This window comes from Paenarthrobacter sp. NPDC057981 (assembly GCF_042886835.1).
Classification (GTDB): Bacteria; Actinomycetota; Actinomycetes; order Actinomycetales; family Micrococcaceae; genus Arthrobacter.
Window position 1 is genome coordinate 403530 of sequence record NZ_JBHVQI010000001.1, and the last position, 15590, is coordinate 419119.

13 protein-coding genes are annotated in these 15590 nt (G+C 62.4%); 8 read left to right on the top strand and 5 right to left on the bottom strand.

Annotated features, from left to right (window positions below; translation table 11 throughout):
• Nucleotides 1-605 precede the first annotated feature (605 nt).
• The gene (locus tag ACFVSI_RS01880) at nucleotides 606-3956 is read left to right on the top strand and encodes a galactose oxidase-like domain-containing protein (RefSeq protein WP_387819322.1); all 3351 of its coding nucleotides are present in this window, start codon (nucleotides 606-608) and stop codon (nucleotides 3954-3956) included.
• A 73-nt stretch (nucleotides 3957-4029) separates the two neighbouring features.
• On the opposite strand, the gene ACFVSI_RS01885 is transcribed toward ACFVSI_RS01880, so the two are convergent.
• The 3 genes from ACFVSI_RS01885 to ACFVSI_RS01895 all read right to left on the bottom strand — a co-directional run bounded on the left by ACFVSI_RS01885 (nucleotide 4030) and on the right by ACFVSI_RS01895 (nucleotide 7074).
• Nucleotides 4030-5019, bottom strand: coding sequence for a serine hydrolase (locus tag ACFVSI_RS01885; protein WP_387819324.1), 990 nt, complete (start codon nucleotides 5017-5019; stop codon nucleotides 4030-4032).
• A 147-nt stretch (nucleotides 5020-5166) separates the two neighbouring features.
• Entirely contained in the window at nucleotides 5167-6096 is a 930-nt protein-coding gene (locus tag ACFVSI_RS01890) for a phosphotransferase family protein (protein ID WP_387819326.1), read from the bottom strand.
• Between the two features lie 393 nt (nucleotides 6097-6489).
• Complete coding sequence (locus ACFVSI_RS01895) at nucleotides 6490-7074, bottom strand: hypothetical protein (protein ID WP_387819328.1); 585 nt, start codon at nucleotides 7072-7074, stop codon at nucleotides 6490-6492.
• Between the two features lie 366 nt (nucleotides 7075-7440).
• On the opposite strand from ACFVSI_RS01895, the gene ACFVSI_RS01900 reads away from it, so the two are divergent.
• The 7 genes from ACFVSI_RS01900 (at nucleotide 7441) to ACFVSI_RS01930 (ending at nucleotide 14037) form a co-directional block, all read left to right on the top strand.
• Nucleotides 7441-7830, top strand: a complete 390-nt coding sequence (locus ACFVSI_RS01900; protein ID WP_387819330.1) for a VOC family protein — start codon at nucleotides 7441-7443, stop codon at nucleotides 7828-7830.
• Between the two features lie 98 nt (nucleotides 7831-7928).
• On the top strand, nucleotides 7929-8891 hold the full coding sequence (locus ACFVSI_RS01905) for a phosphodiester glycosidase family protein (protein ID WP_387819332.1): 963 nt from the start codon (nucleotides 7929-7931) through the stop codon (nucleotides 8889-8891).
• Nucleotides 8892-8893: 2 nt separating this feature from the next.
• Complete coding sequence (locus ACFVSI_RS01910; protein WP_387819334.1) at nucleotides 8894-10060, top strand: GtrA family protein; 1167 nt, start codon at nucleotides 8894-8896, stop codon at nucleotides 10058-10060.
• Nucleotides 10057-10749: a DUF4956 domain-containing protein gene (locus ACFVSI_RS01915; RefSeq protein ID WP_387819336.1), complete on the top strand. Its 693-nt coding sequence runs from the start codon at nucleotides 10057-10059 to the stop codon at nucleotides 10747-10749. Before ACFVSI_RS01910 ends, ACFVSI_RS01915 begins: the two co-directional genes overlap by 4 nt.
• A complete protein-coding gene (locus ACFVSI_RS01920) occupies nucleotides 10746-11534 on the top strand; it encodes a polyphosphate polymerase domain-containing protein (protein ID WP_387819338.1) in 789 nt (262 codons plus the stop codon). The genes ACFVSI_RS01915 and ACFVSI_RS01920 overlap by 4 nt, the downstream gene beginning before the upstream one ends.
• Before the next feature lie 33 nt (nucleotides 11535-11567).
• Nucleotides 11568-13151 carry a carbohydrate-binding domain-containing protein gene (locus tag ACFVSI_RS01925; protein ID WP_387819340.1) on the top strand — a complete coding sequence of 528 codons (1584 nt, stop codon included), beginning with the start codon at nucleotides 11568-11570 and terminating at the stop codon, nucleotides 13149-13151.
• A gap of 49 nt (nucleotides 13152-13200) precedes the next feature.
• Nucleotides 13201-14037 (top strand): hypothetical protein, encoded by an 837-nt coding sequence (locus ACFVSI_RS01930; protein ID WP_387819342.1) that lies wholly within the window; start codon nucleotides 13201-13203, stop codon nucleotides 14035-14037.
• A gap of 73 nt (nucleotides 14038-14110) precedes the next feature.
• Here ACFVSI_RS01930 and ACFVSI_RS01935 read toward each other — a convergent pair whose 3' ends face one another.
• Both ACFVSI_RS01935 and ACFVSI_RS01940 read right to left on the bottom strand, forming a co-directional pair.
• Nucleotides 14111-14284 carry a CsbD family protein gene (locus ACFVSI_RS01935; RefSeq protein WP_387819714.1) on the bottom strand — a complete coding sequence of 58 codons (174 nt, stop codon included), beginning with the start codon at nucleotides 14282-14284 and terminating at the stop codon, nucleotides 14111-14113.
• A gap of 121 nt (nucleotides 14285-14405) precedes the next feature.
• Nucleotides 14406-15530 (bottom strand): glycerophosphodiester phosphodiesterase, encoded by a 1125-nt coding sequence (locus ACFVSI_RS01940; RefSeq protein ID WP_387819344.1) that lies wholly within the window; start codon nucleotides 15528-15530, stop codon nucleotides 14406-14408.
• Nucleotides 15531-15590: the final 60 nt, after the last annotated feature.

Consider the following 15590-nt stretch of genomic DNA (forward strand, 5'->3'; position numbering starts at 1 on the left):
ACATGGACGGCACGTTGGCGCGCTGGGCCGTCAAGCATTATCGGACCCACCACGCGGAATGGGGATTCGCGCGGGCGCTCGTCAGTAGTCAATAGGCATCTCGGTGGGGTGATCTTGGCGATTTTCGTTGATGGGACACCTCAGGACCGGTTATTCTTCGAGTGTGGACTTGACCGTGCCAGCGGGTCGTGACGGGGATAAGCTCCCGGGCGATTACCCTTCTCTGCGTGCCCAAGCCGCACCGAGGATGGTCTGGTCCATCAGCCGCCGAATCCGGCCCGGCGTTTCGGACGGCATAAGTGCCGCCGTCAGGGTTCACCCGTACCGCCTAACCAACGCATGGTCTCCGCCCAATGGGTGATGCGTTTCTCTGCAGGACTGTGAGGAGATCACCGTGTTCGTAATAGTCCATCATCAGGCGTCCTGAAGCAGTAGCTTTGCCTGCGGGCATTCCCTGTGCTGGGCGGCCAGTGGGAGTCTGCTGAGTTTCCGTCCTTCTTTGTCGCCGAGCGACGAGACCATGTTCGTTTGTCGAATGTGGCGCCTTGGTTTTCCATACCTGCGGATTCTGGCCTTGGACGGCCATTCGAATCGAAGGACCAGTCATGCAACGCATCGTTTCTTCACGTGCCCTCATACTCCTTGCGAGCTTCTCCCTTGCAGTCGCCGGGTCCATCATGACTCTGCTCCCGGCGGCCGCGCCCGCCGCGGCAGCCGTTCCTTTGGCCACAGACCGGATTGTCAGCACGCATCAAAGTGCCGCCTCGACGCGAATCGTCTCGCCCGCCTTCACGACAAGCCAGACGAACGAACTCCTTCTTGTCTTCCTCTCATCCGACGGACCGAAAGCCACCGGAGCAGCCTCCTTCTCGTCGGTTTCAGGTGGAGGCCTCTCCTGGCGATTGCGCAAACGGACCAATGCCCAGTACGGCACAGCGGAGATTTGGCAGGCCGTGGCACCGACCGTGCTGACGAACGTTAATGTCACGGCCACCAACTCGGGTGCCTACCAATCGTCGATGACGGTGGCGACCTTTGTCGGCGCGGACCTGGGCATTGACGGCGCTGTTGGAACAGGTAACGCCGCCACAGGGGCTCCCAGCGCTTCCCTGACGACAACACGTGCCGGCTCATGGGTGTGGGGATTGGGAAATGACTGGGACAGGGCCACCGCCCGCACTGCCGGCACCGGACAGGCGAAGGTCGACGAATTCCTCTCGAGCCAAGGCGATACGTTCTGGGTCCAGCGCCAGAGCGCAATAACGACGGCGGCACCTCCCACCGTCGTGACGATCAACGACACGGCGCCTACGTCTGACCAATGGAACCTCTCCGTCATTGAAATTCTTCCGGCGTCTGCGGCAACAGGGGACACCACCGCACCCGTGATCTCCGCTGTGTCTGCCGGCACGCCCGGTGCCAGTGGAGCAACCATCACCTGGACCACGGACGAAAATTCCACCTCGCAAGTGGAATACGGCACCACCACTGCATATGGCCAGAGCACGGTTCAAAACTCGACGCTTCAGACCGCGCACTCGGAGCCTCTGGCCGGGCTCTCGGTAGGCACCCTTTACCACTACCGGGTGAAATCCGCTGATGCTGCAAGCAATGTTGCTGTCTCGGCGGACGCGACCTTCACCACCGCGGGCGGCGGTTCCGGCACGGACCCGGCGGTAGTCGGCTCGTGGGGTCCTGTCGTGGCGTGGCCGGAGGTGTCCATTCACGCTGCCCTGACACCGACCGGGAAAGTTCTCACCTGGCAGGGCGACTTCTCCCAAGGCGGCCAGCAGTACCTGCTTGATCCCGCGACAGGCAACTACATCCAGGTGCCGAGCGCTGCCGCCGACCTCTTCTGCGCAGGTCAAGCGGTCCTGCCCGACGGCCGCATCCTCGTTGTCGGCGGGACCTCAACAAGCGGCGGGCTGGGTATCCGCACTGTGACTGCCTTCGACCCTGCCTCGGAAACCTGGCAAACCCTGGCGCCCATGAACCACCCGCGGTGGTATCCAACAGCGACGACGTTGGCCGACGGGCGCGTTTTGGTGACCTCCGGTTCGAACACCAACTTGTCCGACCTCGTGCCCATCCCGGAGATCTATTCGCCCACCACGAACTCGTGGACCGACTTGACGGGTGCGAGCCGGACAATCCCGTACTACCCCTTCATGTATCAGCTGCCTGATGGCCGTGTCCTCCAGTCAGGGGCGTCCGAACAAGCCACCTCGACCCTGGCGCTGAATGTGTCGACGCAGCAATGGACCACCGTGGACTCCCGTGTCCTGGACGGCGCCTCTATCGCGAACTTCGCTCCGGGCAAATTCATCAAGGCAGGATCCGCTTCCGACAGTGGATTCACGGGCCTGTCCACCAACACCGCCTACACCCTGGATATGAATTCGCAAAGCCCGGCATGGCAGGCGACGGCAGCAATGGCGTTTCCCCGTAGCTTCGTGAACTTGACCAACCTGCCCGATGGCACAGTTCTTGCTACAGGAGGAGGCACTGACAAATCGGGTCAGGATGTCACCAAAGCCGTGATGCAGGCCGAGCTGTGGCAACCGTCATCGGGAACGTGGAGCACCATGGCGCCGATGTCTGTTCCCCGCCTGTACCATTCGGTTGCCGTTTTGCTCCCGGACGGTCGGGTCTTCGTCTCCGGCAGCGGCGGGGACGAAGGGGTCACAGACCAGAAGAGCTACCAGATCTACTCACCGCCGTACCTCTTCAAAGGACCGCGGCCGAGCATCTCCAGCGTGCCGGGCAGCGCACAATACGGTTCGACGGCGTTCATTGGAACACCGGATGCGTCCCGGATTCAATCCGTGTCACTGATCAAGACAGGATCCGTGACCCACGCCTTCGACGAGAACGCCCGGGCCATGAACCTGAACTTCTCCCAGGCCGCCGGCGGCCTCAACGTCCAAATGCCTGTCAACGGCAACTACGCCCCTCCCGGGTACTACCTGCTCTCTATCGTAGACGGCAATGGTGTTCCCTCCACGGCTGGAATGATCAGGTTGCCGGTGCCGGGTCAGGACACCACCCCTCCAACGGCTCCCACGGGCCTGGTTGCCTCGGCTTCTGCCGGGCAGATCGCTCTGACGTGGACGGCCAGTACAGACAACGTGGGTGTCACCTCCTACCGGGTTACCCGCGACGGAGCCTTGATCGGGACCTCGCCATCTTCCAGCTACTCTGACGGCTCGGTGGTCGCCGGGACGACTTACACCTACACAGTCGCAGCCCTTGACGCGGCAGGCAACGTCAGCCCGCCGTCGAACAGTGCCTCGGCGCAAGCCGTCGCAGCGCCTCCCGGCGTCACGGTCGACAAGATGGTCTCGGTCCACCAAGGCACCAGCACGACGACGATCAGCGCCCCTGGCGTGACGACCACCGGCTCCAACGAACTTCTCCTTGCTTTCATCAGTTCGGACGGGCCGAACTCAGCAGGTTCTGCCCGGATCGCCACCGTGACCGGCGGCGGGCTCACCTGGACGCTGCGGCAAAGATCCAACACGCAGCCAGGCACTGCCGAGATCTGGCAAGCCGTCGCCCCGGGCCCGCTGTCCAACGTGACCGTCACGGCCACACAGGCCTCGGGCAGCTGGCAAGCCGCCATGACCGTGGTCGCCTTCCGCGGGGCGGACAGCACCACGGGTGCAACATTGGGTGCGAATGCCTCCTCAGGAGCACCAACTGCCACTCTCACCACGACGAGGGCCGGCTCCTGGGTATGGGGCGTCGGTACGGACTGGTCCAACCCCATAGCGCGCACGCCTGGGTCGAACCAAATACTCGTCGACCAGTTCCTGGCGCCAGCGGGAGACACCTACTGGGTCCAACGACAGAACTCCGCCACACCCACGAACGGGACGTCCGTGACCATCAACGACACGTCCCCAACAACGGACCGTTGGAACCTCGCCATTATTGAAGTTCCTGCGGCACCCTAGCCTTGGGCGCGTCCGCGTTCAGCCGTGAGCTGCCAAGCGAATGAAGTAAGGCCTAAACCGTTTTCAGGCTCTCCTACTGGAACAGGGCGGCCGCCACGACCTGCGTCACTTTGTGGATGATGTTGGTGCGTTCTGTAACGCTGCCTATGTCTTCACCCTTGGTGTAGACAACCAAGGCAACTGCGTGGCCACCCTTGTCCAATATCGCGGCATCGTGCAGCTCCCCGCCGAGCTCCCCGTACTTGTGGTAGACCGTGACGTCTGCGGGGACCGCGGCCGGGATGAGTGTTTCATCGTTGGTGTTCTGCATCGTGGACAATAATCGCGTTGTATCTTTGGCGTTGAGCAGGCTCCCTGAGTAGAGCCGGCCGAGGACGTGTGCCATGTCCGCTGGGGTAAGGGTGTTCGTTTCCGGGTCGTATTGCACGCCCAAGGAGTCCGCGTAATCGCTCAGCTCCTGGAAGCCGATGGCTTCCATGATCAGTGACCAGGAGTCGTTGTCGCTCTGCTGGATCATTGCCTGCAGTTGAAAGGATGCCGGATAGGCTCCCAGTGGCTCGTCGAGTGATGCCGCACCGGTTTCAACAAGGTGGTAATACGCTTCGGCTGCCAGTACCTTGGCGGTGCTCGCCGCCTCGAAGGGTTCCTCGACACCGTAATCGTGGACTTCCTTGTCCTCACCCCCGCCTGTCACATCCAGGAGCGCCACCCCGATCTGATATTGCGGGTAGGCGTCGATAACGTCGTTGATTTCGCGCTCCAGGGTCGGGTCATTGATCGAGTCGGCCGCTGTCACCCCTTGCGCAGAGGGCGCAGCTGTCGGCAGTGAAAGAGCTGCCGCGGGTGGAGGCGATTGTTGCACCGAAGTCGTCTTCGATGCGGCGTTGGACGTAGCGCGGGCCTGGGTCGCAGCGTGGACGCTGACCGGCACCGCCATGGCCAGAAGGAGCGCGCAAGCCCCTATGAAGAGCGCACGTTTTCGGTGAATGGCGCGCGAACGGCGGCGGGCACGGCCGATCGTGCAGGTCTTTGGCTCAGGCTGCTCCAGGTTGCTTTCGTCCACGTCCGCAACGCTAAGAGTGGAACCTATGCCGCAGCTTTGATTCAACTGTTTTTGTGATCAGCTCCGAATTGGATACGAGCCGGGAACCTCGTCCGTGAAGGTGGGCCTCGGCGTCGAATGCGGGGGCTGATCCAGCAACAACGTAGGTCAGTGCCGCAGGAGCAGCGCCTCGAGCTCCGGAAGCCGGTCGAACAGCTCAGGGAGGCCATGGACCCCGTTCTTCACGGTCTCATGCGACAACGCGAGGTCGGGGCCAGTGATCGTCTCGACACCGTCGAGGCACCTGAGGATGTTCCACCTCGTGTGCGCCAGCCACGCGCTGATCACGTAGGCGAACCAGCTTGGACCCGGCGGTGGCAGAGCACCCCCGGCTGTGACGTAGCCGTCGAGAACCGAATGGAAAATTTCGGGCTTGATCCCGTCCAAGCCTGGTCCCTTCGCGAGGGACAGTGCGGTCGAGCCAAGTTCACCGGAAAGGTCGAGCATCCCCGAGAGCTCCCAGTCGAGCACCACCGGCCGCCCGTCTTGAGCCAGCAAGTTCCATGGCTGGATGTCCCTGTGGGTCAGCACGACAGGACCTGGAAGTCGGCAGGTGTCGACGAAGTTGGTGATCGCGAGGAAGGTCTCGACGTGAGAGGAGAGCTCTTCGGCCCAGGGCTGTCCCGTTGCTTTCGCCCGCTTTGCCAGCAAGGACCAGTCCCTCGGTGAGTGGTCCGGGATTGGCTGATGGTTCCAAGGACTGTGGAGTGAATGGGTGCGCGCGAGGATCGCACCTATCTCAAACGCGTACGACGCCGGCACCGGCGCTTCAGGCACTTTCTCGCCGTCGACCCAGCGGTGAACGATGATATCGTGGCCGGCCGAGATCGGCTCCGGCATTGGAATGCCGGCAGCGAAGGCTGTCCGCTCAAACCTGAACACGTCCTCCATAGGATAGGTTCCACGCCGGTTGTCGAGGTTCAGCGCCTTAACAGCAAACGACCCCTGAACCGTGTCGAGCCGGTACATCCGGTTGGCGAACCCGCCTTGGACGCGAGTCATCGGCCCGATCGGCGCGCCCAAATGGGAAAAGTCCACCTACTAAGCCTAGGCGCTGGAGGTTGGTCGGTGCATCGAACTAGTGTGACGTCGGGTTCCGATGGCCCAACAACAACTCCTGCTTGGAGCCAGCGACGTGATGTTACGTGGGAAGTGCTGAATGAACGTTGATTCACGAAAGTTTCTTCCGGAACCGGACAGTCAACCGCAGCTGCGCCGCGTCGACCATACGTTGCACAGGGACAGGTGCACCGCGTTACTCTGCGTACTTTACAAGCTCGAAATAAATTGACAGTATTTACGGCGCACAAATGCGGGTGGCTTATATTTAAAATTTGCCAGGCTATAACGCACAATACTTAAAAAATATCACCGTGCAGAAGGGTGGATGTCCCCCCAAGGAAACACCCACCCTGCCCTCATGGCTTGTTACTACTTAGGGGCGTTGAGACCTGCACGCCTGCGCGCGACCACCACTGATGCGGTGCCTGCTGCCAGGACGCTGGCGCCCACCAGCGCCCATGCGATCAGGCCTGGTTCGGCGGCCGTGTTTGTCGGCGTAGCCGCAGTGCCGGCGTCAGTAACGCTGGACACGGAAACCAGATTGGTCCCGCCCTTTCCATTGCCGTTGTTGCCGCGCCCGTGGTTGCCGTTGTTGACGCCGACCCGTGCGGAGCGAACATTGCCCGACCTGGCCCCGGTAGCAACGATCTGGTATTGGCCAGCGTTTTCAAAGGTGATGCTGGTGGAGATGGTGCCCTTGCTGTCGGCCACAACGCTGAAGTTCGCCGGAGCGCTGCCCTTGGGGCCGCCCCTCTTCTCGAAGGTGACGTTGACGGTCTCGCCCTGGAAGTATCCGGTGCCGGAAAAGGTGATGGATTCACCGCGGTCAATGTTGCCGTCGGAAACGGTCCCTTGCTCGTTGCCCGGCGCGGGGTAGGTGCTGGCCACGGCCGGCGTAACGCCAGCGAAAACAACAACTCCCGAAAGCATTAGTGTTGCGATGGTCTTTTTCATTTTCTTCCTCGGGACGAGTTATGTAAATTCTGCCAATTGCAAATTATTCGAGCAGCCAAAAGACTGCACCCCCCATGCGTCCTGCCAGCGAAAGAGTATCAGTGGGGGAGGTGTGCGACAAGGGACGATGTAAACGGTGACAAAAGATTAACTTCTGCTTCACGTGACAGGCCTCTCTCAGTTATTCCAAGTAACACCAGACTTTTATGACAAATTCAACTGCCACAGTGACAGGCAGGTCACACCGTGCGCATAACGTAGATCAACGACCACGGGAAGCCGGCCAACCTCGGGCGGATTCAAGCACATGCCCGGCAGGCATGTGGAGGCTCGCCCGCTCAGCCGCACTGGAGTAGCATCCGCCTCATGGACCCGAGGTTGTTTGCCTACGTCAGTTATGTAGATGCTCCTGCAGCGCTGGACTGGTTGAAGCAGGTTGGTTTCACGGTTGTCCGGCGCCAAGACGGAGCTGATGGGGCGGTGATTCATGCCGAAGTCCGGTTCGGGAAGGCTGTGATCATGGTGGCAAGCGACGACGCCGAGTATCAGCGGCCACCCCTGGTGGGCAGGTCCACGGGGCAGGGGCTGTACTTGCTGACCGAAGATGTCGACCGTTTCTACAGCAGAGCGGTGGACGCCGGGGCCACCGGCGTGATTGAACCCGAGGACACGGAGTGGGGCTCACGCAGGTGCAGGGTACTTGATCCGCAGGGATGTGAGTGGAGCGCAGGGTCCTACGAGCCGGGAACGGTCTGAATTGGCAACGCCACGTTTCACAGCCAAGAAGTATCCTTCACAGCCCCCGCATACGTCAGGCAAACCTCCGGCGTAGCCTGCCTCCGTAAAAAAGAGGCATGACTCCTCCTCAGACCCAACACCGTAAGGGCGGCCGGACCCGGCGCGCCGTCGTTTCCGCCGTCCTGGCGGTCAGCCTCTCCGCAGGAGGTGCGGCCGCATGGGCCTTGGACCGCTTCGTCATCCCGCATGCCCAGATCACCAATGTTTCCGAATATGAGGCAAGCCAGGCTGGCACCACTACCACCTCGGACAGTTCGGCGAGCGCCGTCGTCACGGACACCAGCTACACCCAGGGTGACACCGGCGTCACCATCTCCACGGTGACCACCGGCAGCGGCGACAGCACCGTCACCTACTATGTTGCCGACGTCGTACTTAGTGACGCGACTGCCCTGAAGTCCGCGTTCGCGAAGGACACCTATGGTGAGAACATCACGGAGACAACGTCCGCGATTGCCCAAGACCACGACGCGATCTTTGCCATCAACGGCGATTATTACGGTTTCCGGGACACGGGCATCGTGATCCGGAATGGCGTGGTCTACCGTGACGAGGGCGCGCGCCAGGGACTCGCGTTCTACAAGGACGGCACCGTCAAGGTCTATGACGAGACCACCACCACCGCGGACCAGCTCATTGCGGACGGCGCGTGGAACACCCTCTCCTTCGGCCCTTCGCTACTGAACAATGGCGAGATCGCGTCCGGGATCGAGGACGTGGAGGTGGATACCAACTTCGGCAACCACTCCATTCAGGGTGAGCAGCCGCGCACGGCAGTCGGGGTGATCGACCAAAACCACTTGGTGTTCGTGGTGGTGGACGGCCGCAGCCCCGGTTATTCGGCCGGCGTCACCATGACTGGCCTGGCGCAGATCATGAAGGACCTGGGCGCCATCACCGCATACAACATCGACGGCGGTGGTTCCTCCACCATGTATTTCAACGGATCGCTCGTGAACAACCCGCTCGGCGAGAACAAAGAGCGCGGCACCTCTGACATCCTCTACATCGCCCAGTAGCCATGATCATCCTGATACCGGCCTACGAGCCGGACCAACAGCTCATTTCCCTTGTCCGCGACCTTCGGGACTCCGATCCGTGGACCACCATCGTTGTGGTTGATGACGGTTCCGGGCCCGCCTTCCAGGACGTGTTCGACGCCGTTACCCGCCTGGGGTGCCACGTGCTCGGTTACGCCGTGAACGGCGGGAAGGGGCACGCCCTTAAGAGCGGCTTCGAGTTCATCGCCCGGCGGTTCCCCGGCCATGACGTGGTGTGTGCCGACAGCGACGGCCAGCACGGCGTGGCGGACATCCTGGCCGTGGCGGACCGTGTCCGGGGCGTCACAGCGTCCATGGTCCTTGGTTGCCGTTCATTCGGAGGCGATGTTCCTGCGAGGAGCAAGTTCGGCAACACCGTGACGCGCTGTCTGTTCAAGCTGGCCACAGGGCAAAGCGTCCCGGACACGCAAACAGGACTCCGGGGCTACAGGGCGGACATGATTCCGTGGCTGCTGACCGTCCGCGGCCAACGCTACGAGTACGAACTCAACCTGCTGCTTGAAGCCAAGCAGGCGGGCTACGGCATAGACACCGTGGAGATCGCCACCGTCTACCTGGACCACAACTCGGGATCCCATTTCAGGCCCGTGGCCGACTCGGTCCGGATCTATGCTCCCTTGCTGAAGTTCCTGGGATCATCGTTCTCGGCCTTCCTGGTGGACACGGTGATGTTCCTGCTCCTGAGCGCGCTGACAGATTCCCTCCTGCTGGCGGTGGTTGGAGCCAGGGCCATCAGCGCAGCCGTGAACTTCATGGTGAACCGCAGCCTGGTGTTTGAACACGGCAAGGAAAGATCCCTCCGTTCCGCGATCACCGGCTACGTGGCTTTGGTGCTGGTCCTGCTCACGGCCAACTACGCCATCATGTGGTCGCTGACCTCCCTCGCCGTGCCCGAGCTGCCCGCCAAGCTCGCCACGGAGCTGGCCCTGCTCGGCGTAAGCTACGCCATCCAACGGCGCTTCCTCTTTACGGGAAGGGTCCGGAATGCGCCAACGGCACCCGCGAGCGCAAGCCGCACCGCCGCCGTCGAAAGTCATATCTCCGCCTTGGTCCCGGCACAGTTTCAGCACAGCACCACCGGGAATCGTGGAAACCAGCCCACCAACAGATTCCGGAGAATCCGATGAACACCATCATCCTCATAGCGGCGGACCTCATCGCCATCACTGTCCTCACCCTGGCCCTCTACCTCCGCCGCCACCGGCGCCGTGACTTGGTGGTTTCCTACCTCGGTATGAACGTGGGAGTCCTCGCAGTAGCCACGGCACTGTCCGGCTCAGCTGCCGGCGTCGGACTTGGCCTGGGGCTCTTCGGTGTGCTCTCGATCATCCGTCTCCGCTCTACGGAGCTCGCCCAGCACGAGGTGGCCTACTACTTCTCCGCCCTTGCCCTGGGCTTGATCGCCGGCATCGGTGTCCAACCACTGTGGCTCACGTTGTCCCTCATGGCCCTGGTCCTGCTGGTCATGTTCATTGGAGACAACCCCGCAGTCCTTCCCGCCTACCGCCACCAAACCGTGGTCCTGGACCGGGCCATCAGCGACGAGAACCAACTCACTGCACGGTTGGAGGAGGTCCTCAACGGCACCGTCCACTCGGCCACCATCCAGGAACTGGACCTGGTCAATGACAAGACGATCGTGGATGTCCGCTATGCCGTCAGGCCCGGCCAGGCACGGCACGTTGACGCCAACGCACAGCTCGGCTTCGACAGGCCGTCCGGCGCCTTGGCTCCCGCACCGCGCGAATTAGCTTCCCAGGAAGCGCCCCAGGCTGCCCCGGCATCCCAGCAGTACACCCCGGCAGGCGTCGCATGAGTAGCCCGGACACGGCTCCCGTTATCCCGCACCTTAGCCAGCTTCCCGCCGTCGGGCTCGAAGAGCTCACCACGGAAGCGGCGTTGCTGACCCGGGTGGACCGCAAGTATCTGGTGCCATCGGCCACGGCCCGCCGCATCTTCGCAAGCTTCAGCACCGATACCCGGGTGCTGGAGATGGATGGGAACAGGACCTTCGAATACGACTCGGTGTACTTCGATACGCCCACGTTGGACAGCTACATGTTGGCGGCCCACGGGAGGCGCCGTCGGTTCAAGGTACGGACGCGGACCTACGTGGACAGCGGTGTGAGCTTCCTCGAAGTGAAGACCGAAGGAGCCCGCGAAGCCACGGTCAAGGAACGGATTCCGTATGAACCCCGTGACCGGGACAGGCTGACGGAAGATGGACTGGCGTACGTCAATGAAACGCTTGCGGCGGCGATAGGGGATGTCGAATTTGGCCCCCTGGAACCGGTTCTGTCCACGCGCTATGACCGCACCACCCTGTACCTCCCCGGATCCGTAAGCCGCGCCACGATCGATACGGACGTCACCTGGCAGCGGCCCGACGGCACACCGTGGGTCCTGGACAACGCCGTAGTGGTCGAAACGAAATCCGGCTCAGCCCCGGGCCCCTTGGACAAGCATCTCTGGGCCCACGGTGTCCGCCCCTGCAGGATCTCGAAGTTCGCCACCGGCATGGCAGCCCTCCACCCCGAACTCCCGGCAAACCGCTGGAACCAGACCCTCCGCCGTCGCCTGCCATTGCGGCCGGCCAACTGACCTTCCACCCTTCCCACAGTTTAGGAACACACCATGCGCTCCCTCCGAACCAGCCTGTCCGTCGCCGCCGTCGCCCTCGCCGTGTCGCTGGCCGGCTGCTCAACTGCAGCGAATACGTCAGCCGGCACAGGCAACACAACGTCCGTTCAGCAGGTGGTCACCGCGGACACCATCGCCGAAAGTACCCACTTCGACAGCGACGACCTCACGTGGGACGCCGCGTCCGAGGTGAAAGTCAGCCTGTCCGACGGCGGCAGTAAAGTAACGTCGTCGTCCTCCACAGGAGTCGCTGTGGACGGCAATGCCGTGACCATCAGTGCGGCCGGCACCTACCGCTTGAGCGGCTCATTGACCGACGGCAGGATCGTGGTGGCCGCCGGTGATTCAGACACCGTGCGGATCATCCTCGACGGCGTGGAGTTGGCTAACTCAACAGGCTCGCCGTTCGTGGTGCAAAGCGCCGACGAGGCAATCCTTTACCTGCAGGACGGCACCAGCAACACCTTGGCTGACGCCACCAGCAACACCTTGGCTGACGCCACCACATATACAGACCAGGGCGAGGACGCGCCTAACGCCGCCCTCTTCTCCATGGCCGACCTGACCATCGCGGGTTCAGGCTCCCTGAGCGTCAACGGAAAGTACAAGGACGGCATTGTGTCCAAGGACGGGCTGGTCCTGGCCTCGGGCAATGTCAGCGTGGAGGCGGCGGATGACGGAATCCGCGGCAAGGACTACCTCGCGCTGCTGGACGGCAAGTATGACGTGACTGCCGGTGACGACGGCGTGAAATCCGACAACGATTCCGACGAAGGCCGCGGTTGGTTGCTGGTCAGTGGCGGGATGCTGGACGTCAAAGCCGGCGACGACGGAGTGAAGGCATACAACACGCTCACCATCTCCGGCGGAGCCGTCGCGGTGTCCCAGTCCGAGGAAGGGCTGGAAGCCCAGCACATCGTGATTTCCGGCGGTGACACGACGGTGACGTCCAACGATGACGGCGTTAACGCTGCGGGAGGCGCATCATCTTCCGGTGGCGACACCAGCGGCATGGGCAGCCCGGGCGGGGGCATGGGCGGAGGCTCCATGGAGGTCGGGGACTACACCGTGGATGTCTCCGGCGGAACACTCACCGTCAACTCCGAAGGTGATGGCCTTGACTCCAACGGCAGCGCCACGATCTCGGGCGGCACAGTCGTCGTCAACGGACCCACCAACGACGGCAACGGTGCACTGGATGTGAACGGCGACCTGACCGTTACCGGCGGAACCGTCGCAGCATCCGGCAGTGCAGGCATGGCAGTCACACCCGGGACAACGTCCACCCAGTCAGGCGTCCAGCTGACGTTCAACTCGAACGTGGCTGCCGACACGCCGATCCTCATTGTCGACTCCTCCGGCAAGGTAGTGGCCACCTTCGTGACCACCAAGACCATCGCCTCACTCGTCTATTCGTCCTCGGCAATCGTGGACGGCCAGAGCTATACGATCTACACCGGCGGCACAGCAGATGCCAAGGCGGGCCTGACTACTGGTTCGATTGAAGGAGCAGAATCCATGGGTACGGTGACCGCGGGCCAGTACACGCAATCGCAAGGCCCAGGCGGGCGCCGGTAGATCCGGGGGAGTCCGTCCTTGGCAACGGGATGGGGGTGGACTCCTCCACATGGTTGGATGGACGGAGGAACTGGCCGTGAAAGCCGCTGCCCGTACGGACTCCCGCGCCCGCACTGACGAGAGGATCACCTTGGCAAAGCACGGCGCTGCCGACCCTTACAGCCTCGAAAAGCAACTGCCGAAGTACAACTTCCACCCGGAAACCTGGGCATGGAGGACCGCCGACTACAGCCGTTATGAAACCCGCGCTACAGCCTCGGGGCAGCGCGTCTACGGTGACCGCCAAGTTACCTCCCCATGGGGCCGGGGAAGCGGTGACAGCAGTGTCAGCAACATCTGGATGAGCGCAGCGCTTATCAATATGCTGACCGTGATCCCTGGGGTCACCGTCTTCCACCGACTCCGGGCTCCCGGCACACCGCGGAAACCCCTGAACACCAAGTTCCCCATTGAGCACGCTGTCCTGCATGGCTCCACCGTTTACCTGATCGACCCCAACGCCCTTTACTGGCCCCGCGATTCCCTGCGGTGGACGCAAAAGGGGAACGGCCGGTACGGCCTCGGTCCCAAGGCATATTACAGCCGTAACCATGAAGGCCTGGTCGACGGCGCCCGCCGCTTCATGACCCTCCCGGGGGTTCAGCGAGTGGTACCAATACTCGGAATGAATACCACCCCTCTGCCGGGCATGGGTTCCAGCCACAACCCGCCGATCACGAACGAGCTGCGCTGGTCCCCTCAAGGCGTAGGACTTTTTACCATCAATGAGATGATCGACTTCATCAGTTCCAGCATCATCAGGGCATTGCCGTCTTGGCATGACAACCCGGAGCTCCGGACCGCCATGATCGACCTCCAGGAACGGAGCTTTTTCACCTTCAACTGATCCGGCCGGGCGCTCACGCGGGCACGAAAAGGCGCGCCCCGTTCGCTGAGCGCGCCTTTCCCGCAAACCTCGGTCAGTGCTTGAAAGCGTCCTTGACCTTCTCGCCGGCCTGCTTCACATCGCCCTTGGCTTGATCGGCCTGGCCTTCAGCCTTCAGGCTCTCATCATCAGTGGCGTTGCCGGCAGCTTCCTTGCCCTTGCCGCCTGCCTTTTCGGCAGCGTTCTCAATCTTGTCGCCCAGTCCCATGGTGTTCCTCCTCTGGTTGGCAGCCGTTCGCATTCGGCCTGCTTTCATACTAAGCATGCTTAGTATCCGGTTGGCAAGTCTTGGAGGCAGAAGTCAAGGGCACCTAACGGGCGCTGACGTACTATTCGGCAGCTGAATTGCCCGGTTCCAGGGTGTACTGCTTGGGCAGCTTCAGGCCCCGCTCCGCCACGACTTCCCGCAGCGTGTCCGGATAGTCGGTGATGATGCCGTCGACGCCGTCGTCCATGAGCTTGCGCATGGTCGGTTTGTCATCGACGGTCCACGGGATGACCTGCATGCCCTTGGCGTGGGCACGATTCACCATCGCGGCTGTCACGTAGGGGACATAGCCAGGATCCGTGACGGTGCCGCTCTGCGGTGTGCCGTGGACGGGCGAGACGGCGTCGAAGCCAAGGGAAGCGGCAGCGTCCACCAGGTCCCCGCCGAAGTCGTCCGCGTCGATGCCGCCCAGCCAAGGCGACTTGCCCGGCTGTCCGGCCTGAAGGAAGTCCTTGTTCGTCAGGGCCACAGTGCGGATGCCGGGCTGGCGTTCCTTCACCAGGCGCAGCGAACCCCAGTCGAAGCTCTCGATGGAGACCCGTTCAGCCATGTGTGCGGCGTTGATTTCGCGCAGGGCGACATCGACGAACTGTTCACGCGGGGCCGTCTGTTCAGGAGCGCCGGCCTCTACCTTCGTTTCGATATTGAACTTGACCTGGCTGGCCCGGTAGCGGTTGGCCACGTCGAAGACCTCTGCCAGGGTTGGCATCTTGGCGCCGGGAGAAGCTTGCTGTCCCGGGAACTGAGGCAGCGTTTGGGACCCGCAGTCCAGGCTTCGGACCTGGTCGAAGGTGAGGTCCTTGATGTACTTGCCTACGTAGGGGTAGGAAGGGTCGCCCGGGACAACGGGTGCGGTGTCCTTGCACTTCTGGCCGCTGATCTTCCGGTCATGCGTGATGACCTCGCGGCCGTCCTTGGTGATCTGCAGGTCCATCTCCAGGGTGCTGACGCCTGTCTCGATGCCCTTGGCGAAGGAGGCCAACGTCGATTCGACGGTCAGTCCGATGCCGCCACGGTGTGCCTGCACGTCGAAATGATTGTCGGTGCCGTTGGGGTTGGTGTCCGCAGCCTGGGCCGGGAGGGGTGTTCCCAGGGCGAGGCCGGCGGTGATGGCAGCCGCGGTCAGCAGCTTTGCGTATGCGTCGCCATGTCGGATGATTCTGTGTTTTGCCTGGAAATGAGGCATGGGGGGATCCAGTCTTTCGTCTGTGAAGGGGGGCGCTGTGAAGCGCCCTCCAAGTGTTAC